Below are 22,307 nucleotides of genomic sequence, written 5' to 3'. Positions count from 1 at the left end.
TGAATTCATCTACAATCGGAAATCCCCGACTAAGTTTCCCTCAACACGTAACCAACACCACGCACCGTCTGAATCAAACGCTTTTCTCCCTCATCTTCGATCTTGATCCGCAAATAACGAATGTAAACTTCAATGACGTTAGACTCTCCCATAAAGTCATAACCCCAAACATTTTCCAAAATTTGTTCGCGGGTTAATACTTCGCGAGGATGCATCATCAGATACTTGAGAAGTTCAAATTCCTTCATCGTCAGGTCGATTGCTCGACCGTTGCGCATCGCTCTACGAATTGTTAAATCTAGAGCCAGATCGCCAAATCGAAGCTGCTCGGTAGAGCCAGCGTTCGGTTCCAGATAGAGGCGCACCATCTGCAAAAATGGTTCGCTGCGGTAGGGTTTGAGGAAATAATCATCAGCTCCTGCTTGCAGGCAAGCGACGCGATCCTCAATGCTGTCCCGAGCCATGAGTAGAAGTAGTGGGACACGGGAACCTGTTTTTCTAATCCGAGTGCAAAAACTCAAACCGGATTCTCCCGATAGCGCTCGATCGACTACCATCATCGCGGGTTGGAGTTCGCAGGCTTGATGCCAACCATTATCGACATCCGTAGCAACTACAGTCCGATAACCCGCTTCTCTCAAGTCTAGACTCAGACGCTGGGCTAACGTTTCATCAGTTTCTACAAGTAAGACACAAGGGTTGCAGTCAAGGATTGCAGATTGCATAGATAGAGCTGGCGATCAATAGCTGAATGGAAAACTTTAGATTACCTACCCAGTTGTAGCACGTTTGAGCAATTAGAGAGCACTGCGTTGAGTCGGCTAACTATTTTTTTACCTAATGGGGGTCTTTTTAAGGAATCTCAATAAAATTTAACACAAACCTATATTAGACTTAATTTCGATGCGATCCCTGTGTCTGATAGACTTTTAGACTGGGGACGGTAAATGAACCAGGGAAAACAAAGCAGTTGAGAGGAAAAGCTTCGTGATAGAAACCACAATAGGATTAGAAATTATTGAGGTAGTTGAACAAGCGGCGATCGCTTCTGCCAAATGGATGGGCAAAGGCGATAAGAACACCGCTGACCATGTGGCGGTAGAAGCCATGCGGGAGCGGATGAATAAAATTAGTATGCGCGGCCGCATCGTGATTGGAGAAGGAGAGCGAGATGACGCTCCCATGCTCTACATTGGCGAAGAAGTCGGTATCTGCACCAAAGAGGATGCCCACAACTACTGTAACCCAGACGAATTAGTCGAGATTGACATTGCCGTTGACCCCTGCGAAGGCACCAACTTGGTGGCATACGGGCAACCCGGTTCAATGGCAGTGCTGGCTATTTCAGAAAAGGGCGGTTTGTTTGCCGCCCCTGATTTTTATATGAAGAAGCTAGCCGCACCACCGCAGGCAAAGAATCATGTAGATATCAATAAATCGGCGACTGAAAACCTAAAAATTCTCTCAGAGTGCCTCGATCGCTCGATTGAGGAGTTAGTCGTTGTCGTCATGAAGCGCGAACGTCATGATGCCCTCATCAAGGAAATCCGGGACGCCGGTGCCAGAGTGCGGCTAATTAGTGACGGAGATGTATCTGCTGCTCTATCTTGCGGCTTTGCTGGTACGAATATCCATGCTCTCATGGGTATTGGTGCAGCACCGGAAGGAGTAATCTCAGCGGCAGCAATGCGTTGCTTGGGCGGTCATTTTCAAGGGCAGCTTATCTATGATCCAGCAGTCGTTAAAACTGGTTTGATTGGTGAAAGCAAAGAGGGCAATCTGGAGCGTCTTCAATCCATGAACATTAACGATCCAGACAAAGTTTACAGCGCCGAAGAGCTAGCTTCGGGCGAAACTGTACTTTTTGCTGCCTCCGGCATTACTCCAGGTACTTTGATGGACGGTGTTCGCTTCTTCCATGGTGGCGCACGGACTCACAGCTTGGTCATTTCCAGTCAATCTAAGACTGCTCGGTTTGTGGATACGATTCACATATCCGATAATCCTAAGACACTGCAACTGAGATAGGAGTAACGACTTTAGCGAGACTAACCCACCGGTTAGCTAAGGACGTTACCGTACCGTTCGGGGCTACCATGAGTTAGTTTAGAGCCAGAGTATAGGCATAGGTATGCTAATTACTCTGGCTTTATCCCCCTTAAAAATCGATCGATTGAAGAGTAACCTCCATAATTCTCTACTTCTCTTGTCTATAAAAAAAAATCGCAATAGTTGACCCAAAAAACGACAACGATTTGGAGAACGCATGAATATTGCAGTCGTAGGTCTAAGCCACAAGACAGCACCCGTTGAAGTTCGGGAAAAACTCAGCATTCCAGAAGCGCAACTAGAAGAGGCAGTCCAACAACTATGCAGCTATCCTCATATTGAAGAAGTGGCGGTTCTCAGTACCTGTAATCGCCTGGAAGTTTATATTGTTGCGAAAGAAACCGAACAGGGTGTTCGAGAAGTTAGTCAGTTTCTTTCCGATAACAGTCAAGTTCCCCTGCACCAACTGCGGCAACACCTATTTATTTTGTTACATCAGGATGCGGTCATGCACTTGATGCGAGTAGCAGGCGGTCTTGACAGTTTGGTACTCGGAGAAGGGCAAATTTTAGCACAAATTAAAAACACCCATAAACTTGGGCAACAACACAAAGGCATCGGACGCATTCTCAACCGTCTTTTTAAACAGGCAATTACCGCAGGCAAACGAGTTCGCACGGAAACCAGCATTGGCACCGGTGCTGTCTCGATCAGCTCTGCGGCTGTAGAATTGGCTCAGATGAAAGTCCAGAACTTAGCCGCCTGCTGCGTGACAATTGTTGGTGCAGGGAAGATGTCCCGGTTGCTGGTGCAACACTTACTCTCAAAAGGTGCTGTGAAAATCGCGATTTTGAATCGCTCCCAGGCTCGATCGGAGGAATTAGCTCGCCAGTTTACGGATGCCAACTTGGAACTCCATCCACTGGCAGATATGATGAAAATTATTGCCGAGTCAGATTTGGTATTTACCAGTACGGCAGCGACCGAACCGTTGCTAGACCGAGCCAAACTGGTAGCCCATTTAGAACCGAATCGTTCGTTAATGCTGTTTGATATCTCAGTACCGCGCAATGTCGATAGCGATGTCAATGAGTTAGAAAACGTTCGGGCATTTAATGTTGATGATTTAAAAGCGGTGGTAGCCCAGAACACCGAAAGCCGCCGTCAGATGGCAAGGGAAGCTGAGGCATTGCTAGAGGAAGAAGTCGAAGCGTTTGAAGTCTGGTGGCGATCGCTCGAAACCGTCAGCACAATCAGCAGCCTGCGGGATAAAGTTGAAAGCATCCGCGAACAGGAGTTAGAAAAAGCCCTATCGCGTTTGGGTTCTGAATTTGCTGAAAAACATCAAGAAGTGATCGAAGCCCTGACGCGGGGGATTGTTAATAAAATCCTCCACGACCCAATGGTACAGTTGAGGGCGCAACAGGATATTGAGGCAAGACGCCAAGCCATGCAGTCATTGCAATTGCTTTTTAACTTGGATGTTGAAGAGCTATTTGGTTAGTTGCTCGTATCAAATCCGTTTGAACTGAGAGCTTGCACCAGTGGCAGTAACCCGCCAGGGGTTTTAACTACTGTCTCATAGCTCAGGACTTACCCATTCACCCCCCTAGCCCCCTTTCGTTACGATGCATTAGTCACATTTTTCTTAACAATCTTGAAAGGTTCATGAATTGACACTCCCCTGGCTAAAGCCGAGGGGATTCTTCTCAGGTTTGCAGAGCAATCCTTTGCCCGGACTTCGTGCCATTGATACCCTCGACAGGTGTTTCGTCTACAATTAACTGTTATGACAGTTCAGGTTGCCTGTCCTACGGGATAATTTATGTTTGGAATTCATTAAGATATCAGAGTGCCCGCGCTTAGATTTATGCCTAACGAAGGAGAACAACTCAACCTCTTTGAGGAGTCAGCGTTGATATCCTCAGAATCAGATAACTTCCAGCCTGAGCGGATTCCTACGGATGTTAAGGTTCCCATTCCTGTCGGCACTTACGAATCAATGGAGCCACTGACAGCCGATTGCAACGTTTGTCACCGTTGTGACTTAGGAGTCACTCGTACTCACGCTGTAATTGGACGCGGCAACGTCAACGCTCCGATTATGATTATCGGCGAAGGTCCAGGTCAAAACGAAGATGAAACGGGTTTACCTTTTGTTGGTAAAGCAGGGCAGTTGCTAGAGAAAATTCTGGCGGCAGTTAAACTGGATACCGATCGAGACGTATATATCTGTAATATTGTCAAGTGCCGACCCCCTGGAAATCGGACACCTGCATCTGACGAGATTGCCGCTTGCAAACCTTACCTATTAGAACAAATTCGCTTGGTAGACCCAAGGATTATTTTACTGACAGGTGCAACTGCCGTGAGAGGGTTAACGAGTGAGAAGCGCGGCATTACTAAAATTCGCGGTACTTGGATGGACTGGGACGGGCGTTTGTGTATGCCTATTCTCCACCCCGCTTACCTGTTACGCAATCCTTCGCGGGATCAGGGGAGTCCGAAGTGGTTGATGTGGCAAGATATTCAGGCAGTGCGTACCAAATTAGACGAACTCAACTCTTAGAGTACGCTGCCCTGCTGTTGCGATCGCCGGTTGATCCCGTCGCGGAACATCCGAGAGAATCCCCTTGGCTTGAACTAGGGGATTTTTAAAGAATTTCATCAAAAATTTATATAACTCAATACAGCTAAAGGTCAATCCTTTACAAAAGATTAGTTAGCCTATAAGTCGATTGCTTTCGTGGCACAACAAAAGACTTGCGGACGGAAAGGGGTGTCATTTTATAGCATTTCATGACCTGGAAGGGTTTTAAGCTGATTTCAATTGTTACCCCCTATCTAAGGAGCCTAGCTTGATGAATAGGCACTGCCAAAAAGTATGTTTTAAGGTGACCACTTGGATATTATCCGAAATTATCTTGAATTTGCTTGGACTTGATAACTTAGCTGACTACAGCGAATTCATTTTTGATCAAGAATTTGTAATGTCAACGCGCCACCATCCCGTAATCGTCTTGGTTCCACCTCAGCCTCCCCAAGATAATCAGGGTTTACCCTATCCCTACACTATTAGCGATCGCACTTAATTTAATCTACAATCAAGGTTCTCCAATTAACGTAAAAGCTTCTCAATTCCTGGGGTTGGGGTGTTTCTTTTTAATTTTCAACATTGCCTGTCGGAACCCTTGTGCCTTATCCAGGTTATCCTGACAAATTTTGATAAAACTCTATCATTGCCCAGGTAGTGTCCTCTAACTAGCGATACCCCGAAACCGCTAGAATTAACCCTGTGCCGTCTGTACTAGGGTTCTATGTCTGCCATCTCCTCTGCTCCCTTTTCCCCCGAAGAAATTGCCGCTGAAGGCTTGAAGCCTGAAGAATACGAAGAAATTGTCCAACGCTTAGGACGCCATCCCAACAAAGCTGAACTGGGGATGTTCGGCGTCATGTGGTCAGAACATTGCTGTTACAAGAACTCCCGCCCCTTACTCAAGCAATTTCCCACCACAGGCGATCGCATATTAGTCGGTCCCGGAGAAAATGCTGGCGTGGTAGACTTAGGCGACGGGTTGCGACTGGCATTTAAAATTGAATCCCACAACCATCCCTCTGCGGTGGAACCCTTTCAAGGTGCGGCAACTGGGGTAGGCGGAATACTTCGGGATATCTTTACGATGGGTGCGCGCCCCATTGCTGTATTGAATTCCCTACGCTTCGGTTCTTTGGCAGATGCACGGACAAGGAGGTTGTTTGGTGGTGTTGTTTCAGGGATTAGTCACTATGGTAATTGTGTAGGCGTTCCCACCGTTGGTGGTGAAGTTTACTTTGACTCTGCCTATACAGGGAATCCCTTGGTAAATGTCATGGCACTGGGGTTAATGGAAACTCCAGATATTGTCAAATCAGGGGCATCAGGTATCGGCAACCCAGTGCTTTACGTGGGTTCCACCACAGGCAGAGATGGCATGGGAGGAGCCAGTTTTGCTAGTGCAGAATTGAGTGATAAATCAATGGATGACCGTCCGGCGGTGCAAGTGGGCGATCCATTTCTGGAAAAATCTTTAATTGAAGCCTGTTTGGAAGCCTTTAAAACTGGGGCTGTTGTTGCGGCACAGGATATGGGTGCTGCCGGAATTACCTGTTCCACCTCCGAAATGGCAGCGAAAGGCGGTGTGGGAATTGAGTTAGATTTAGACTTAATTCCTAGCCGGGAAACGGGGATGGTGCCCTATGAATATCTGCTTTCAGAGTCCCAAGAACGGATGCTGTTTGTGGCGCACAAGGGTCGAGAACAGGAGTTAATTGATATTTTCCACCGTTGGGGACTCCATGCCGTTGTTGCAGGTACGGTGATTGATGAGCCAATCGTGCGGATTCTGTTCCAAGGTGAGGTGGCAGCAGACATTCCAGCAACGGCTTTAGCGGATAATACGCCAATTTATCACCGGGAGTTATTGACAAAACCGCCAGAATATGCCGCTAAAGCCTGGGAATGGACGGCTCAATCTTTACCGCCTTGCACGGTAGAGGGAATTGAAATTCAAGGCAGCACCAAAACCTGGAATGACATTCTCCTGCAACTATTAGACACCCCTACTATTGCATCTAAACGCTGGGTGTATCGTCAGTATGATCATCAAGTACAAAATAATACGGTAATTCTTCCTGGTGGTGCGGATGCTGCTGTTGTCCGGTTGCGCCCCGTTGGAGAGCAAGAAAACACCCCATTTCCCACTCCCCAAAGTGGTGTTGCTGCTACGGTTGATTGCAATTCTCGATATGTTTATCTCAATCCTTATGAAGGGGCGAAGGCAGTTGTTGCAGAGGCAGCACGCAATCTGAGTTGTGTGGGGGCAGAACCTTTGGCGGTGACGGATAATCTGAATTTTGGTTCGCCAGAAAAGCCAATTGGATATTGGCAATTGGCTTCTGCTTGTCGAGGAATTTCTGAGGCGTGTGAACAGTTGGCAACACCTGTTACTGGGGGGAATGTTTCCCTGTACAACGAAACCTTTGATTCTACAGGTACGCCTCAGCCAATCTACCCAACTCCAGTTATCGGTATGGTGGGGTTAATTCCAGATCTCAGCAAAATTTGTGGTCAAGGGTGGCAAGTTGAAGGAGATTTAATTTACCTGTTGGGATTACCTATAACTGATTCAACTCCTCATCTTTCATTAGGAGGTTCAGAATACCTGGCAACGGTTCATGGCTTAGTAGCAGGAAAACCACCATGCGTTGATTTTGACTTGGAACGTCGTGTGCAGACAGTTTGTCGTGAAGGCATTCGGCAGGGTTGGGTGCGTTCTGCCCATGACTGTGCCGAGGGGGGCATTGCTGTTGCTTTGGCAGAATGCTGTATTGCGGGTGGACAAGGTGCTGACATTAATTTGGGGTTGACAGATGTAGAGACATTACCGACAACATCTCTACAGGGATGGCGGTGGGATGAAATTCTTTTTGGCGAGAGTGCCAGCCGAATTCTAGTTTCTGTGAAACCGGAGGTGCAAGCTAATTGGGAAGCCTACCTAACTGAGCATCTGGGGAAATCGGCTCAACAGTGGCAAAATATTGGGGTTGTGAAAAGCAAAAATGCAAGTTTGCAACTTTTGATAGCTGGCAACTCACCTGTTATTGACGTTACGATCGAACAGATGAGCGATCGCTTTTTTCAGGCTATCGAACGACGTTTTGTAGTTTAAGAAAGTGACAGTAACGAACACCTGCACGCTTAATTCAAGTTTGGGTTATTAATGGTATTGTTAAGGAATCGTTAACTAAACTTAACGATTTCAATCGATTCGCTTTAGATACAAGAGTCCCACCGACTTACTGCCGCTATCAGGAGTACGCATTTAGACTATGATTCCCCAGCCATCCTTCACCGCTAAAAACTCTTGTGTTCAATCTCATAATAACCCTGTCCCGCGACCGGATAAACCGGAAGAAGCGTGCGGCATCTTTGGCATCTACGCACCAGGGGAGGATGTTGCCAAGCTAACTTACTTTGGTCTTTTTGCCCTACAGCATCGGGGTCAAGAATCAGCAGGAATTGCCACCTTTGAAGGAAAACAGGTACATCTGCACAAAAATATGGGGTTGGTATCCCAAGTTTTTAATGAAGAAGTTTTAACAGAACTACCAGGAAATTTGGCAGTAGGTCATACCCGTTACTCAACGACAGGCACCAGCCGGGTAGCCAATGCTCAACCCGTGGTTGTGAAAACTCACTTAGGACCTTTGGCGCTGGCGCACAACGGCAACTTAGTGAATACCACTGAGTTGCGGGAAGATTTGCTCAAGCGTAATTATAACTTTGTCTCGACAACCGATTCCGAGATGATTGCGATCGCGATTGGAGCAGAAATTGATAGTGGCAAAGATTGGTTAGATGCGGCTATCACTGCTTTTAGCCGCTGCCAGGGAGCCTACAGTTTAACCATCGGTACGCCAGTTGGCTTGATGGGCGTTCGCGACCCCAATGGCATTCGTCCTCTAGTGATTGGTACATTCAGCAGCAATCCAGTGCGCTATGCCTTGGCATCTGAAACCTGTGGCTTGGATATTATCGGCGCTGAATACTTGCGAGATGTTGAACCCGGAGAGTTAGTCTGGATTACCGAAGAAGGCATGGCTTCTTTCCACTGGAGCAAAAAACCAGAACGCAAGCTCTGCATCTTTGAGATGATTTACTTTGCCCGACCCGATAGCGTTATGAATGATGAAACGCTGTACAGCTATCGACTAGATTTGGGTCGTCAGTTAGCCAAAGAGTCACCAACAGATGCTGACATTGTTATTGCCGTCCCCGATTCTGGCGTTCCTGCGGCAATTGGCTTTTCCCAGGAATCCGGCATCCCTTATGCAGAAGGACTTATTAAAAATCGCTATGTAGGTCGTACTTTCATTCAACCTACCCAAAGTATGCGAGAATCTGGTATCCGCATGAAACTTAATCCTCTCAAAGATGTCTTAACGGGCAAACGAATCATCATCGTCGATGACTCCATTGTGCGGGGAACAACCAGTCGCAAAATTGTCAAAGCATTACGAGATGCTGGCGCTGCTGAAGTTCATATGCGAATTTCCTCGCCCCCAGTGACTCATCCCTGTTTCTACGGCATTGATACTGATTCTCAAGATCAGTTAATTGCGGCAACAAAGTCAGTAGCAGAAATTGCCGAGCAAATTGGTGTTGACTCTCTAGCTTACCTGAGTTGGGAGGGAATGATGCTAGCAACACAGGAAGATCCCAACAGCTTTTGCTCTGCCTGTTTCACGGGCGATTATCCTGTTCCAGTTCCAGCATTTCTCAAGCGTTCTAAGCTAATGCTCGAAGAGGCAAAAGTTTAAGAACTGAAACAGTACCGATTTTCTAGTAGGGTGGGCAATGCCCACCTTAACTTTTAGATTGGCTGGAGACAAAACTCACCAAAATCCCTAGAATTTGGGGTAAATTTTCGAGAGAATATTCCGTTAAATCAATTTTAACAATTTGTTCCTCTAAGGTAATAAATTGCCAACTGGTTCCCGTCGTCACTCCGCCATAAATCTTTTTCAGATTATTGTTAGCTTTTTGATTAAATAATTGCGCTGCTACCATTTCCGCTATGCACTGAGCTAACCCAGATTTGAGATTGTCGTTTTTGGCTTCTACTAGATTAACAACTGGGGCTTTCACAAAGAGTTGTTGGGGAGAAAGACTTATAAGAAAGTCACATACTCCATTTAAACCTTTCTCGAAATCAACATTGAAATCTACCCCAGAGAAGAAACTAATTTGGCTGTTTAACTGTTTTCTAATTTCTACTAATATGGGTGCAACGATGAGTTCGGAACGAGCTTTTTCTGTACCAATGGCAATGGCTAAAGGGATATTGTATTGCAAGATTTCTGTAAGTAAAGGGCTAGGCGCTAGGTCTGGAACCTCAGCAAATAGTTTCATCCCCTCAGAAATCGTTAAGTCAAACGTTGTCTGAAGTTCATCCAGACTAAATCTACTGTAAGCCATTTTATTTTGTATTACTCCCGATAGCAGACTCCAAACCCCTAAAACATTCATTTGAAGGAAAGGAAGATGGAGAAGAATTCAATTTATCTCCCCTATCCCCCTCATCTTCTATGTCTGTTAGTAAGAAATGCGGGTCAAGAACCCGACTCCAACCGTCGCCGCCATTCGGCATCAATTTGGTCTTTGCGTTCGAGATCTTGATCCAGCAAATCCTGTTCGCTGGTATAAACTAAATCCTCTTGCTGAATGACATTTTGAGCGGCAAACTGCCGAGCGTAACCTATCTTTTTCTGTAGGGTTGGATCTGGACGCTCAAGAACTAACGCTTCCCGCTGCCGTTTTTGATTTCGTGCTTCAATCTTGCTGTTTCTCCACTGAATCCAAAAATAACGGATCAACGGAATTGCCAAAAATCCAATGCCGTAACCTAGCAAGAACCAGTAAATTGACGCCACAAACGCAACAAGTCCACCCAATTCGGCAGCAATTTCGCCTCCCCTCAGCAGAGAACCCAGCATCAAAGCACCGACAATATTGACTCCCCCCAGTCCGACTGCCAGCATAATTTGTCCGCTAGTCGCCGCACTAAAGCGCCAGAGTCGTTCTTGAAGATAAGATGGCACGGCTTGCGGTTGTTGCTGTTGGGCAGTTGTCTGTAAATCGGGGAAGTGATAGACAATCTCCCCATCTGGACTCACTTCCGGACGTCCATTAAATCGGGTGAGGACTGGCAGCAGATAGTCTTCATACTCCCGCTGGTATCCCATCCCAATATCATCAAGATAGGGTGCAATCTGTTCGGCAGCAACTGCACCGCCAGAATTGCGAATCACCGTGCCAATTTCCTGCCAGCGATGTTCTTCTAAGTCGGCATTAGGATTACCATCCCCGAACAAAAAGGAGAAAACAGACTCCAAAAAGTTCATTTGGCGTCGTTCAGTGGATTGGTAGAATGCCTGTTGCCGTCGGTGGCGGCGTTCATAACCCGGATGGAAAAACCAAAACATATCCGGTCCAATCCAGAAGTGGGGCATGAAAATCATACCGCCGCCACCCCTGCCAGAGCGCCCGCCGCCGCCTCCCGAATCATTGTCACTGCTGGAACTCATGCTGATGATAATAATTGAAATCGCCAGAAAAATCAGGACGATTGACACCAACAGGAGAATTCCGAAGGAAAGCCGAATCAGGTAAAATAAAAAGCCCCAAATTTTTTCCCACCACTCCTGCAATCGCAACCGTAAGAACTTGTTGCGCAGGACTACCCGAAAGTTCTTGGGAAACAGGTAGGCAATCTCGCCTGACTCTGCCACTTGCAAATGTCCACCAGCATCGGCAGCGAGAGCGAGCAATCCTCGTTCTGCCAGATTGATATTCAATCCTGCCTGGGCAGCAACGTCCCCAACGGTAACGCGGTAGTCTAGCTGCTCGACAGCTTTCATGAGTTTGGGATCGGGAGCCATAGCCAATACCTAGAAGGGTTTCTCTTCTATCCTCAGTATAGAGTTCTGGAATTTACTCGATGATTATGACTTCATGCTCATTCTGATGAAGGGTCACGAATTGCCATCTTTAAACACAAATTCTTAGAAATGTCAATGGCTATGTAGCATTTTTAGTACTAATCCCTTACATCTAGATAGTATGCGATCGCTCCCTCGATTTCTAACGTTTCTTTAACAAAAGGGATTAGGGGGTATGACTAATTCGCCAACTCTATCCAGAGTTTGGATAATAGCGGTTAAGCCTGTACGTTGCTCGCAGTCCTTTAACCCAAGGAACATCCCTGTGATACCCATTCCCCTCGACGCAATAATCGGCGCAATTACTGATATTGTCAGTCCTACCGCTTTTATCAAGGACAAGCTTCAGCGCAATGAGACAGTCATCAAGTTATTAAAGCAATTTAACCTCGATCCAGAGCATCCACCTGCTGATTTCAGTGGTGTCTACGCTTATACCCTGGTAGAGTATGGCGTTGGCAAGCCCAAGCCAATCCTCTCTCTTTTCCGGCAAAACGAGATTCAAAAGATTTTTCGCAAAGCTTTAGACCAGAATAATCCTTCAATTCTTCTCAAAGAAGGTGAAGCGTTTCTTGATGGGTATGCCTTGGGAGATGAAATCAGAGAACTGGGAATTGACGCCCACAGAGAGTTTGCGGCGTTTGCCACCGTGTTTATCGAAGTGGCTAAGCGATCGCGTACACCGGCTGAAGTTCTCACTAACCAGCAGATAGGCTCCTTACATAAAAGAATAGAAAATATCCAACAACGCCTCGATAGGCTGCCGACACTGGAGGGGATTCGCACAGAGATGGCGCGGTTGGCGGCACAGGATTATCCAGCACTGCCAGCGGCAGAATCCTCAACCCAAAAGAATTGCAGAGCTTTTGTATTAGCCCAACAGATGAGAGGTTGGTTTGAAACCTTGGGCTATCGCTTTGAGCGGTATGAGGTTTGGGAAGATAGTTATTTTGAGTGGATTATCAACATTCCAGTACGGCGGAATCGGTATGATCGCATTCTCGTGCGGGGGATTGAGGGAGAGGCAGGAATTAGGGATGTGGCGGTGCTGCGCCAATCGGTAGAGGAGCAACGAACCGATGAAGGATGGCTGGTGACGGCAAGGCGCATTTCACGGGCAGCGCGGGATGAGGTGGAGAAGGAGGAAAATCATCACTTAGGCTGCTATACCTTTGATGAACTACCGGATCAGGATGCTGACTTTAGTGGCTATCTCGATTGGTTGGAAGCAGAGGTGAAACGCCGAAACATTGAGAAAAAGTATGTGCCGCTTGCCTGTACGAAAGAAGAACTTGACCCCATTACCAAGCGTAGGATAGCGGCGAGTCTGTATGATGAACGCGACGGTTGGATTGATGGTTATATTGATCTGTGGCTTGATGATCCCGCTAAAGAGCATATCTCCATTTTGGGAGAGTTCGGTACGGGCAAGACTTGGTTTGTCTTGCATTATGCTTGGACGGCACTGCAACGCTATCGGGATGCTCAAAAACGCGGACTTGAACGCCCTCGTCTGCCGTTGGTGATTCCTCTGCGTGACTATGCCAAAGCGGTGAGTGTTGAGTCACTGTTTTCAGAGTTTTTCTTTCGCAAGCATAAGCTACCCATACCGCATTATGAAGCCTTCGAGCAACTCAACCGCATGGGGAAGCTGCTGCTGATTTTTGATGGTTTTGATGAGATGGCGGCGCGGGTTGATCGACAGGAGATGATCAATAACTTTTGGGAGCTGGCAAAGGTAGTGGTGCCAGGGGCTAAGGTTATCCTGACCTGTCGCACAGAGCATTTTCCAGAAGCACAAGAAGGACGGGCGCTGCTCAATGCTGAATTGCAAGCTTCGACTGCTGCTTTAACTGGCGAAACACCTCAGTTTGAGGTGCTGGAACTGGAGAAATTCAACGACGATCAAATTCGGCAGGTGATATCGTTACAAGCGGAAGAGGCGACAGTTGAGCAGGTGATGGGGAATCCTCAACTGTTGGATTTAGCGCGTCGTCCGGTGATGACGGAGTTAATCTTAGAAGCACTGCCGGATATTGAAGCGGGTAAACCTGTGGATATGTCACGGGTTTATTTGTATGCGGTGCGACGCAAGATGGAGCGAGATATTCGGGCGGAACGGACGTTTACATCGCTGGCGGATAAGCTCTACTTTTTGTGTGAGTTGTCCTGGGAGATGGTGTCAACAGATCAGATGAGTCTGAATTATCGCCTATTTCCCGATCGCATTCGTCGCCTCTTTGGTTCTATGGTGCGGGAGGAGAAGGATTTAGACCACTGGCACTATGACATGATGGGTCAGACGATGCTTATTCGTAATTCTGAGGGGGATTATACTCCAGCGCATCGTTCCCTGTTGGAGTTTTTTGTGGCGTATAAGTTTGCGGCTGAGTTGGGGGTGTTGGCTTCAGATTTTGTGGAGTTGGCGCAGGCACAGTCGGGGTTGGATGAGAGTTTAGAGGTGCGAGATTATAGTTGGTCAGAGTATTTTCAGCGTCGGGTTGAGAATGGAGAAGTTTTAGCGATCGCACCTCTGAAGGCATTTGTAAGTGAGTCGCTAGAGAAGTTGCGCCAGACATTTGGACAAGCAGTGCTGACCAAAGCGGTGATGGATTTGATTGTGCCGATGTTAGCAACCGATGTGGCAACGGATGGGATAACGGATGTAACGGATGGTTTATCTGGGGAACTCACTAATAACTCATCCGCTACATCCGCTACAAAATCCGTTGCCACTCTGCTAGAAATTCTGGAGGCGACACGGGACAAAACTGAGGAGGAAGTGGGTTATGTCGGGGGGAATGCGACGACGTTGTTGGTTAAGGTTGATCAAGGTGCGATCGAAGGAAGAGATCTCAGCCGTGCTGTGATTAAAGGTGCTGATTTTACAGATTCCAGCCTGCGCCGCGTCAATTTTGCTGCGGCAAATTTGGCTGATTCTATCTTTCCAAAAGCCTTCAGTGCAGTTTTTACAGTAGCATTTAGTCCGGATGGAAAAGTGTTTGCAACAGGTGATGCTAACTGCGAGATCAGATTGTGGAGAGTTGCAAATGGTAAACAAATTTTGCTTTTTCAAGGACACGTTGATTGGATAAGGTCGTTAGTTTTCAGTCCTGATGGTGCAATCCTAGCCAGTGCTAGTTTTGACCAAACAGTGAAGCTATGGAATATCCGAACAGGAGAATGCTTGAAAACCTTGCATGGGCACATTAACCGGATACATTCAGTGGCAATCAGCCCTGATGGTAAAACTCTAGCTAGTGCCAGTGACGATAAAATAATAAAGGTGTGGAATATCGAAACAGGGCAATGCCTGAGAACTTTACAGGGGCATACCAGTCGAGTCCGCTCAGTAGTAATCAGTCCTGATAATGAAACTCTAGTTAGTGGTAGTTCTGACCGAACAATTAAGCTATGGAACATTTTTACAGGAGAATGTTTAAAAACTTTGTATGGTCACACTGACTCAGTACAGTCCTTAATTATTAGTTCTGACAATACCACTTTAGTTAGTGGCGGTAATGATAAAACAATAAAAGTATGGGATGTCCAAACGGGGGAGTGTCTAAAGAATTTACTGGGTCATACTCATAGGATAAATTCAGTGGCAATGAGTTCTGACAGTTTAATCCTAGCGAGTGGTAGTTATGACCGGACTGTGAAGCTATGGAGTATTCCTACTGGAAAATGTCTGAAAACCTTCCAGGGGCATAGTGATTGGGTTCGCTCAGTGGCAATCAGTACCGACGGTGCCACTTTAGTTAGTGGAAGTGATGACCAAACTGTAAAGCAATGGAATCTCGAAAGTGGGGAATGTCAGAGAACCTTGCAAGGACATAACTGTGCGGTCAGGTCAGTAGCAATCAGTGCTGATAATATAATTCTCGCTAGCAGCAGTGAGGATCAAACTGTGAAGCTATGGGATATCAAAACAGAAAAATGCCATAGGACTTTGCGAGGGCATACCAGTAGAGTAAATTCAGTAGCAATCAGTCTGGATGGTATAATTCTAGCCAGTAGCAGTTACGATGAAACAATTAAACTATGGAATATTAAGACTGGAGAGTGTCTGAGAACTTTACAGGGACACACTGATCCAGTCAGTTCAGTAGCAATTAGCCCTGATGGTATAACCCTAGCCAGTAGCAGTTCTGACTGCACGATAAAGCTATGGAATCTTTACACAGGTGAATGCTTGAAAACTTTGCGAGAACACACTGATTGGTTGTGGTCAGTAGCAATCAGTCCTGATGGTAAAACTCTAGCTAGCGGCAGTTCTGACAGCACCGTGAAGCTATGGAATATTCGGACTGGTGAATGCTTCAAAACCTTTCAGACAAACACAACTTGGGTACGTTCAGTTGCTTTCAGTCCTAGTGGTGAGATACTTGCCAGTAATAGCTCAGGGGATACGATAAGACTCTGGAATATAAACACAGGTGAATGCCTAAAAAATTTACAGGGGCACAGCTATTGGATAAGTTCGGTTGCCTTCAGTCCCGATGGTAAAACCCTTGCCAGTAGTAGTTCTGACGAAACTGTGAGAGTCTGGAATATACTTACAGGTGAATGCTTAAAAATATTGCAGGGACATAACAATTGGGTGAGTGCAGTTGCCTTCAGTTCTGATGGTAAAACGCTTGCCAGCGGGAGCAGTGATGGGACAATTACGCTCTGGGATGTCCAGACGGGAAAGTGCCTAAAAACTCTGAGAGACAGACCCTATGAGGGCATGAATATCACGGGCGTTAAAGGTTTAACGGAAGCAGAGAAAGCCACGCTCAAAACTTTAGGAGCAGTGGAAGATGGGGCATTGTAGAGATTTAATGCATTGTGTTTGGTGCGATCGCTCACAATTCTACTCAGCCCTGATGTAAGTTCCCAGAAAAACCAATTGATTTCTGATTTCCTGTGCTGATTTCGTTTCCATCAATCTCAATAGTCCCCGCAACTGATCGCCTATTGAATAGCTTTGCCGCTCTGCCAAAATAATTCCTGTATGCTCCATGCCCTGTTCCATGTAGGCTGTATGTAAACGGCAGAAATCGCCCACATTAAAACTATAGATAACGCGCTCTTGCTCTATTGCCCAGATTAGCTGTTCCTCATCTACACACGCAAAATTATTAGCCTCTAAAGTAGTTACTACATCTACACCAGCATTTCGTAGAGCTTGCACCAACGCTTGTCTTTGGGCATCCTCATCCAGATACAAATGAATCTGACTCACTTACTTAAATTTATAGATTCTGCGACTAAGCGATCGTACTCAGCTTTTTCCTGTGCAAGATAGGCTTCTATCTCCTCTGTATTAGCGTAATAGTACGCTAGCCCTGCATGAACCTGAGCTAAGGTTAGCCCTTCATACTCTCGAACAATCTCTTGGGGACTTAATCCCTGCTTAGATAAAACAGCAATCTGCTGCACGGATAGTCTCCTTCCAGCAATGCGGGGACGCCCTCCACAAACTCCGGGAGTACTGACAATCAGTGTACCGATGTCAACAGTCGTTGTCATATTCACAAGATAGTGAACCACTTCAAATTCCAGTATAGAGAACATCAGAAGCAGAGGAGGTACTGAAGTTCATACCAAAAGGAGCAAGAGAGATAGTGAACTGACGATCAACGGTGCGTTGATCGTTGCTCCCCCAGATGAGACAGCTCAACAGTAATTCTCCGAAAGGAGCCTTTAGTGCAATAGTAGCGCTCATAGCGATCACTTTCTTAAATAAACGTCTCAAAGCTTATAACTGATACAGGTTTAAGGATACCCAAGGGGAAGACTTTAATAATTTCTCCGGCTTTCAGGTAGCTTCTTCTCCAACAAGTTGATCTATTGTCATGACAGATGTTCTCAAGGGCAGCCTTAGTTAGTGAATTTTTCTGGGTTTATCCACTGAAAAAATCATCCGGTTGCGCTGGCATTAGTTTCGTAGGGTTTTATATACCAACCAACAATCAATGCGTGGAGAGAACATCAGTTCTACTGCAATCATGTCACATTACCCTATGCGTCGCACTAAAATTATCTGCACCATTGGACCTGCTACTTCTGCACCGGAACGATTAGAAGCCTTGGTAGAAGCTGGAATGGATGTTGCTCGCTTGAACTTTTCCCACGGTTCTCACGAATTCCACGGGCAGACGATTCAACACCTCCGGGACATTAGCCGCCAGCATCATAAGCCCTTAGCTCTTCTCCAAGATCTCTGTGGTCCAAAAATTCGATTGGGAAAACTGCCGCCAGAAGGAATTGAGGTAAAGACAGGGGATGAAATCACCTTTGTTTTGCGGGAAGAAGGTAGCACTATCGATGAAATACCCCTGCCAATTCCCACCCTGTTTGCTATGGTTCGCGTCGATGAACCGATTTCGATCAACGATGGTCGGGTAAAGCTGATTGTAACAGGGCGCAGTACCGATAGTATCCGAGCCTTTGTTAAAGTGGGCGGTTTGCTCTCGTCCCATAAAGGTGTAAATTTACCCGAAACTTACCTACCCGTCACGGCTGTTACTGAAAAAGACCTGAATGACTTGCGCTTCGGTCTACAGTCAGGTGTAGACTGGATTGCTGTATCTTTCGTGCGATCGCCTCAAGACTTAGAACCCGTCAAACGAATGATTGAAGCGTCGGGAACAAAGGCTCGCGTGATTGCCAAGATTGAAAAACGGGAGGCAGTTGAAAGCTTTGAGGAAATTCTCAGTATTGCCGATGGCATCATGATTGCCCGAGGTGACTTGGGAGTAGAGACACCCCTTGACCAAGTTCCCCTCATCCAAAAACGACTCATTAAGCGCTGCAATCAAGCAGGTAAACCGGTCATCACCGCTACCCAGATGCTAGAGTCGATGATTAGCGCACCAGACCCCACCCGTGCAGAAGCAACCGATGTGGCAAACTCAATTTTAGATGGCACCGATGCTGTAATGCTTTCTGGTGAAACGGCTGTTGGGCAATATCCTATCGCTGCAGTGGAAATGATGAACAACATTGCCTTTCAGACAGAACAGGTTTTAGAAGAACGGTTCGAGCAATCTGCCTATCCATCCTGTAGCCTCAGCGTCACCGAATCTGTAGCAGAAGCCGCTTGTCGGATGGCAAGTAAGCTGGGGGCACGGGGGATTTTCTGCAATACGGGTTCGGGCGGTGCTGCCCGGTGGGTATCTAAGTACCGTCCCAAAACGCCAATTATTGCCTTTACATCCAAAGAAATAACCTACCGTCAGTTGGCGCTATCGTGGGGTGTTCAGCCTTATTTGATTTCAGACGTTAATTATGCTGAAGAAATGTTGACAAATGTCGTGAATGCCGCTCTTGAGATGGAACTCGCCGAACATGGAGACAAGGTAGTGATTACCTCTGGTGTTCCCATCGGTACGCCTGGAACAACGAGTTTGATTAAAATACATCAGATCGGACAGTCAATCGTGGCTTGATTGGTTGCGACCCTTTATCCTGAAGGAAAATCCCAAAATAAATGATTCCGTAGGACAGGCACCCTGATCTGTCGCTGGCTGGCTGACAGACGCCTGCCCTAGGAAAATAGTTGGATATTTTTTGTTGAAAGCTTCGACTTCGCTCAGCTTTAGCATCGAGCGGTTTGTCTTGAGCGCCGTCGAAGGGAGTCGAGATGCTAAACCTGGAGATTCAAGGGCAATTACCTGAAGCCACTATTAGGGCGACTCTGAACAAGAGGATTTTCAACAGCCACTCGGTACTGCTCAACATCGTCACTGTAGGCGATTGGCAGAACGGCTTCCACGTTTTCATGGGGACGGGGGATAATCACCCAAGATTCTAGCGTCGCACCATAGGTCTTTTCTACTGCCGCAATTCCGGCATCCATCGCTGTTTTGACCTCAGAAACATCTCCCCGAATATTGATCGTAAAGCGAGCGCTACCGACTCGGATGTAGCCGACTAAGGTAACTCTGCCAGCTTTCACCATGGCATCTGCCGCCGCTAGCACACCAGGGAAGCCCTTGGTTTCTAGCGCACCCACCGCTACTATTGACATGCCAATCTCCTAAATCAATCCAGTATGTAAAGACAAACACTTATTGTACGAATCTTTGCCACACCTTTCAGGAAAATGTTTATTATCTTTAGCTTTCCGGCAGGGGGCAGATTATCACCCAAGGAAATTAGAACTCTCGGAATTGTTCAACTTGGCTAGTGTACTCGATGGGCAGAACAGCTTCAATATTTTCATGGGGATTGGGAATAATGTAGTAATCCGTTAACTCAGCGCCAAAGGTTTTCTCTACAGCTTCGAGTCCTGCTTCCATAGAAATCTTGACTTCAGATACCTTCCCCCGGACACTGACCATAAAGCGACCACTTTCATTTCGTTCAAACTTCACCAGTGTGACTGCGCCAGCTTTGACCATAGCGTCGGCTGCTGCTAGTATTCCTGGAAAACCTAATGCTTCAATCGTTCCAACCGCTGCGGGCATAGACTAAGCTACTCCTGAGTCAAAGGATTTTATCAACAGGACTTGCGCAAAACTTTATGCCCTCACGTTTGTAGGGTCGGAAGGCAAATGCTTAAATCTCAAGCCAATTCATTGTACGAGGCTAAATGCCAAATTTTGAAAGAAATTCTTAAATCTTTAAAAAAGACTTTAAAAATTGATTCTGAACATCGCTCCACAAGTGCTATCCACTTCGATTGTTCCCTCAAGTTGCATTGTAGCAAGGGAATGAACCAAACGCAGCCCTAAGGAGGTAACATTCTCCAACTCGAAGTTCTCTGGAAAACCTAAACCCGTATCGTAAACCATCAACTCAAATCGGTGAGTACCCCCCTGATGAAATTTAATAGTAATTTCACCGGAATTTCCCTGGGGAAACCCATACTTCAAGGCATTGGAAATCAGCTCATTGATAATTAAACCGCAGGGAATGGCGGTATCCATATCCAGGAAAATTCGTTCAATATCCAACCTGAACTCAACACAATTGTGTTCCACAGCGTAGGATTCCACCAAATACCGGACTAAACTGTTAATGTAGTCTTGAAAATCAATCTGCTGGAGATTGTCAGACCCGTAAAGCTGCTCGTGAATCAATGCCATCGCATGAATACGACTCTGAGAATCCCGCAAAGCATTTAGACTTTGAGAATCTTGCAGGCATTCTGCTTGCAGGTCAAGCAGGCTCACAATCACCTGCATATTATTCTTAACCCGATGGTGAATTTCTTTGAGGAGTACTGCTTTGATTTCTTCAGCCTGTTTGCGTTCGGTAATGTCAATGGCAAGTCCATCAATGCGGGTGAGAGTACCCTTGACATCGTAAACCAGGTAGCTGCGGTTAGAAAGCCAGCGAATGTCACCGTCAGGTCGCATGATTCGGTATTCTATCTCCAGACTGCCTCGCTCTAATAGAATAGGTATTGAGTGCTCAAACCGCTCCCGATCCTCTGGATGAATGACCTCTAACCAAAGGTTGGCATTGTCGAAAAACTCCCCTAGAGGACGACCATAAACGCGCTCAGTGGCAGGGTTGAGGTAAAGTACCTCAAAAGTAGTTGGAGAAAGCGACCACACTACATCTTCCAGAGAACTTAAGATGCTGTTGAGGCGCTCCTGACTATGCCGAAGTGCTTCTTCTGTACGCTTGCGCTCAGTGATGTCGTGGGTAAGACCGAGAATCTGGTAAATTTCCCCCCGCTCATCCAACAGAGGCACGTATTTAACCACCATTGTGAATGAGTCATTAGGGGGTACAGTGATCGTACATTCTGCACTTTGTAAGCTGCGTGTCTCTACAACCCTTTTAAGAATAGGTAAGTAAGCATCTGTAATCTCTTTTGGCCACACCTGCTCATCAGTACGACCCAGATGTGCTTCTAAAGATTTTCCACTACGCTGAATTCCCTGAGTATTGACAAACTGATACCGTCGTTGAGCATCATAAATCACGAAAACATCGGGAAGGTGTTCGACTGCCAGCCGAAATCGTTTCTCGCTCAGTCGCAACGCTTCCTCTGCACCTTGACGCTCACTAATATCTGTCGCAATGCTATCAATACGAATGGGAGTGCCGTTGGTATCGTAAATTAAGTGGCTGCGCTCTCGAATCCAACGGATCTCACCGTCAGGTCGCACAATTCTGTAGTCTACATCTTTGCTGCCAGTTTCCCACAATGCCACGTTTGCCCTCTCAACGATGGGGCGATCCTCTGGGTAAACAACCTCTTGCCAAAGATTTAAGTTTTGGAAAAACTCTCCGATGTTCCTACCATAAACCTTTTCCGTTGCAGAGTTGAGGTAAAGGAGCTTCGAGATTCGCGGGTCAAACGACCAAACCACATCTTTTAAAGAACTCAAAATGCTGTTCAGTCGATCTTGACTCAACTGCCACACTTTTTCATTTTCGATCAGCTCCTCTTCTAGCTGTTTGCTATCCGTTGAATCTGGAGTCAAATTAAAAAAGCCCGATACTTTTCCTGGACTGTCGAAATAAGGAATCTAATTAACCCTTACCTATCGCTCTCTACCATCTGTCAAGGTCAAAGTGCGCTTAAAGCTGACTATGACTAGATTATACCGTTTTTAAACTCTTTTTTTTCGTTCAAGTCCCAGTAAATAGTTAACATCAGAAAAAGGCGCACCGCAGTGCGCCCTAACTTAATCCTGGGTGGCAGAAACAGAGGCTTGAGATTCCTGCCACAATTTGCAGAGAAAAAACTCCGTGCGATCGCACAAATT

At 46.4% G+C, this 22,307-nt stretch carries 16 protein-coding genes; 8 read left to right on the top strand and 8 right to left on the bottom strand.

From position 1 onward, the window contains the following. Positions 1 to 29: 29 nt before the first annotated feature. Positions 30 to 725, bottom strand: coding sequence for a response regulator transcription factor NblR (gene nblR / locus IQ257_RS20025; RefSeq protein ID WP_193875915.1), 696 nt, complete (start codon positions 723 to 725; stop codon positions 30 to 32). Positions 726 to 990: 265 nt separating this feature from the next. Between nblR and glpX the strand changes: the two genes are divergently transcribed. The 6 genes from glpX to purF all read left to right on the top strand — a co-directional run bounded on the left by glpX (position 991) and on the right by purF (position 9,408). Continuing rightward, entirely contained in the window at positions 991 to 2,028 is a 1,038-nt protein-coding gene (gene glpX / locus IQ257_RS20020; RefSeq protein ID WP_193875934.1) for a class II fructose-bisphosphatase, read from the top strand. Positions 2,029 to 2,266: 238 nt separating this feature from the next. Continuing rightward, the gene (locus IQ257_RS20015; protein ID WP_193875913.1) at positions 2,267 to 3,553 is read left to right on the top strand and encodes a glutamyl-tRNA reductase; all 1,287 of its coding nucleotides are present in this window, start codon (positions 2,267 to 2,269) and stop codon (positions 3,551 to 3,553) included. 366 nt (positions 3,554 to 3,919) lie between these two features. Continuing rightward, positions 3,920 to 4,618: a uracil-DNA glycosylase gene (locus tag IQ257_RS20010; protein ID WP_193875911.1), complete on the top strand. Its 699-nt coding sequence runs from the start codon at positions 3,920 to 3,922 to the stop codon at positions 4,616 to 4,618. A gap of 325 nt (positions 4,619 to 4,943) precedes the next feature. Continuing rightward, on the top strand, positions 4,944 to 5,141 hold the full coding sequence (locus IQ257_RS20005) for a hypothetical protein (protein ID WP_322744406.1): 198 nt from the start codon (positions 4,944 to 4,946) through the stop codon (positions 5,139 to 5,141). 225 nt (positions 5,142 to 5,366) lie between these two features. Next, positions 5,367 to 7,757 carry a phosphoribosylformylglycinamidine synthase subunit PurL gene (gene purL, locus IQ257_RS20000; protein ID WP_193875907.1) on the top strand — a complete coding sequence of 797 codons (2,391 nt, stop codon included), beginning with the start codon at positions 5,367 to 5,369 and terminating at the stop codon, positions 7,755 to 7,757. A gap of 160 nt (positions 7,758 to 7,917) precedes the next feature. Continuing rightward, positions 7,918 to 9,408: an amidophosphoribosyltransferase gene (purF, locus tag IQ257_RS19995; RefSeq protein ID WP_193875905.1), complete on the top strand. Its 1,491-nt coding sequence runs from the start codon at positions 7,918 to 7,920 to the stop codon at positions 9,406 to 9,408. Positions 9,409 to 9,454: 46 nt separating this feature from the next. On the opposite strand, the gene IQ257_RS19990 is transcribed toward purF, so the two are convergent. Then, positions 9,455 to 10,066, bottom strand: coding sequence for a hypothetical protein (locus IQ257_RS19990; RefSeq protein WP_193875903.1), 612 nt, complete (start codon positions 10,064 to 10,066; stop codon positions 9,455 to 9,457). A 134-nt stretch (positions 10,067 to 10,200) separates the two neighbouring features. Next, positions 10,201 to 11,529 carry a hypothetical protein gene (locus tag IQ257_RS19985; protein WP_193875901.1) on the bottom strand — a complete coding sequence of 443 codons (1,329 nt, stop codon included), beginning with the start codon at positions 11,527 to 11,529 and terminating at the stop codon, positions 10,201 to 10,203. Positions 11,530 to 11,854: 325 nt separating this feature from the next. On the opposite strand from IQ257_RS19985, the gene IQ257_RS19980 reads away from it, so the two are divergent. Then, positions 11,855 to 16,408 (top strand): NACHT and WD40 repeat domain-containing protein, encoded by a 4,554-nt coding sequence (locus IQ257_RS19980; protein WP_193875899.1) that lies wholly within the window; start codon positions 11,855 to 11,857, stop codon positions 16,406 to 16,408. Positions 16,409 to 16,447: 39 nt separating this feature from the next. On the opposite strand, the gene IQ257_RS19975 is transcribed toward IQ257_RS19980, so the two are convergent. Together IQ257_RS19975 and IQ257_RS19970 are read right to left on the bottom strand one after the other, a co-directional pair. Next, positions 16,448 to 16,819: a DUF5615 family PIN-like protein gene (locus IQ257_RS19975; RefSeq protein WP_193875897.1), complete on the bottom strand. Its 372-nt coding sequence runs from the start codon at positions 16,817 to 16,819 to the stop codon at positions 16,448 to 16,450. After that, positions 16,816 to 17,127, bottom strand: a complete 312-nt coding sequence (locus IQ257_RS19970) for a DUF433 domain-containing protein (protein ID WP_322744405.1) — start codon at positions 17,125 to 17,127, stop codon at positions 16,816 to 16,818. Before IQ257_RS19970 ends, IQ257_RS19975 begins: the two co-directional genes overlap by 4 nt. Before the next feature lie 473 nt (positions 17,128 to 17,600). On the opposite strand from IQ257_RS19970, the gene pyk reads away from it, so the two are divergent. Then, the gene (gene pyk / locus IQ257_RS19965; RefSeq protein ID WP_193875932.1) at positions 17,601 to 19,028 is read left to right on the top strand and encodes a pyruvate kinase; all 1,428 of its coding nucleotides are present in this window, start codon (positions 17,601 to 17,603) and stop codon (positions 19,026 to 19,028) included. A gap of 221 nt (positions 19,029 to 19,249) precedes the next feature. Here pyk and IQ257_RS19960 read toward each other — a convergent pair whose 3' ends face one another. The 3 genes from IQ257_RS19960 to IQ257_RS19950 form a co-directional block, all read right to left on the bottom strand. Beyond that, complete coding sequence (locus IQ257_RS19960) at positions 19,250 to 19,609, bottom strand: carbon dioxide-concentrating mechanism protein CcmK (RefSeq protein ID WP_193875893.1); 360 nt, start codon at positions 19,607 to 19,609, stop codon at positions 19,250 to 19,252. 127 nt (positions 19,610 to 19,736) lie between these two features. After that, positions 19,737 to 20,048 carry a carbon dioxide-concentrating mechanism protein CcmK gene (locus IQ257_RS19955; protein ID WP_193875891.1) on the bottom strand — a complete coding sequence of 104 codons (312 nt, stop codon included), beginning with the start codon at positions 20,046 to 20,048 and terminating at the stop codon, positions 19,737 to 19,739. Between the two features lie 168 nt (positions 20,049 to 20,216). After that, a complete protein-coding gene (locus IQ257_RS19950) occupies positions 20,217 to 22,022 on the bottom strand; it encodes a PAS domain-containing protein (protein WP_193875889.1) in 1,806 nt (601 codons plus the stop codon). Positions 22,023 to 22,307: the final 285 nt, after the last annotated feature.

Source organism: Coleofasciculus sp. LEGE 07092 (genome assembly GCF_015207375.1).
GTDB lineage: Bacteria > Cyanobacteriota > Cyanobacteriia > Cyanobacteriales > Coleofasciculaceae > LEGE-07092.
Note: the sequence above shows the minus strand (reverse complement) of the source record. Positions and strands in the feature narration are given on the sequence as shown.

What these genes read in the sequence shown, in the direction of transcription:
- IQ257_RS19955 (WP_193875891.1), bottom strand. Translation starts at nt 20,048, where the DNA reads ATGCCCGCAGCGGTTGGAACGATTGAAGCATTAGGTTTTCCAGGAATA.
- IQ257_RS20015 (WP_193875913.1), top strand. Translation starts at nt 2,267, where the DNA reads ATGAATATTGCAGTCGTAGGTCTAAGCCACAAGACAGCACCCGTTGAA.
- purL (WP_193875907.1), top strand. Translation starts at nt 5,367, where the DNA reads ATGTCTGCCATCTCCTCTGCTCCCTTTTCCCCCGAAGAAATTGCCGCT.
- IQ257_RS19985 (WP_193875901.1), bottom strand. Translation starts at nt 11,529, where the DNA reads ATGGCTCCCGATCCCAAACTCATGAAAGCTGTCGAGCAGCTAGACTAC.
- IQ257_RS19960 (WP_193875893.1), bottom strand. Translation starts at nt 19,609, where the DNA reads ATGTCAATAGTAGCGGTGGGTGCGCTAGAAACCAAGGGCTTCCCTGGT.
- purF (WP_193875905.1), top strand. Translation starts at nt 7,918, where the DNA reads ATGATTCCCCAGCCATCCTTCACCGCTAAAAACTCTTGTGTTCAATCT.
- IQ257_RS20010 (WP_193875911.1), top strand. Translation starts at nt 3,920, where the DNA reads ATGCCTAACGAAGGAGAACAACTCAACCTCTTTGAGGAGTCAGCGTTG.
- nblR (WP_193875915.1), bottom strand. Translation starts at nt 725, where the DNA reads ATGCAATCTGCAATCCTTGACTGCAACCCTTGTGTCTTACTTGTAGAA.
- IQ257_RS19990 (WP_193875903.1), bottom strand. Translation starts at nt 10,066, where the DNA reads ATGGCTTACAGTAGATTTAGTCTGGATGAACTTCAGACAACGTTTGAC.
- pyk (WP_193875932.1), top strand. Translation starts at nt 17,601, where the DNA reads ATGCGTCGCACTAAAATTATCTGCACCATTGGACCTGCTACTTCTGCA.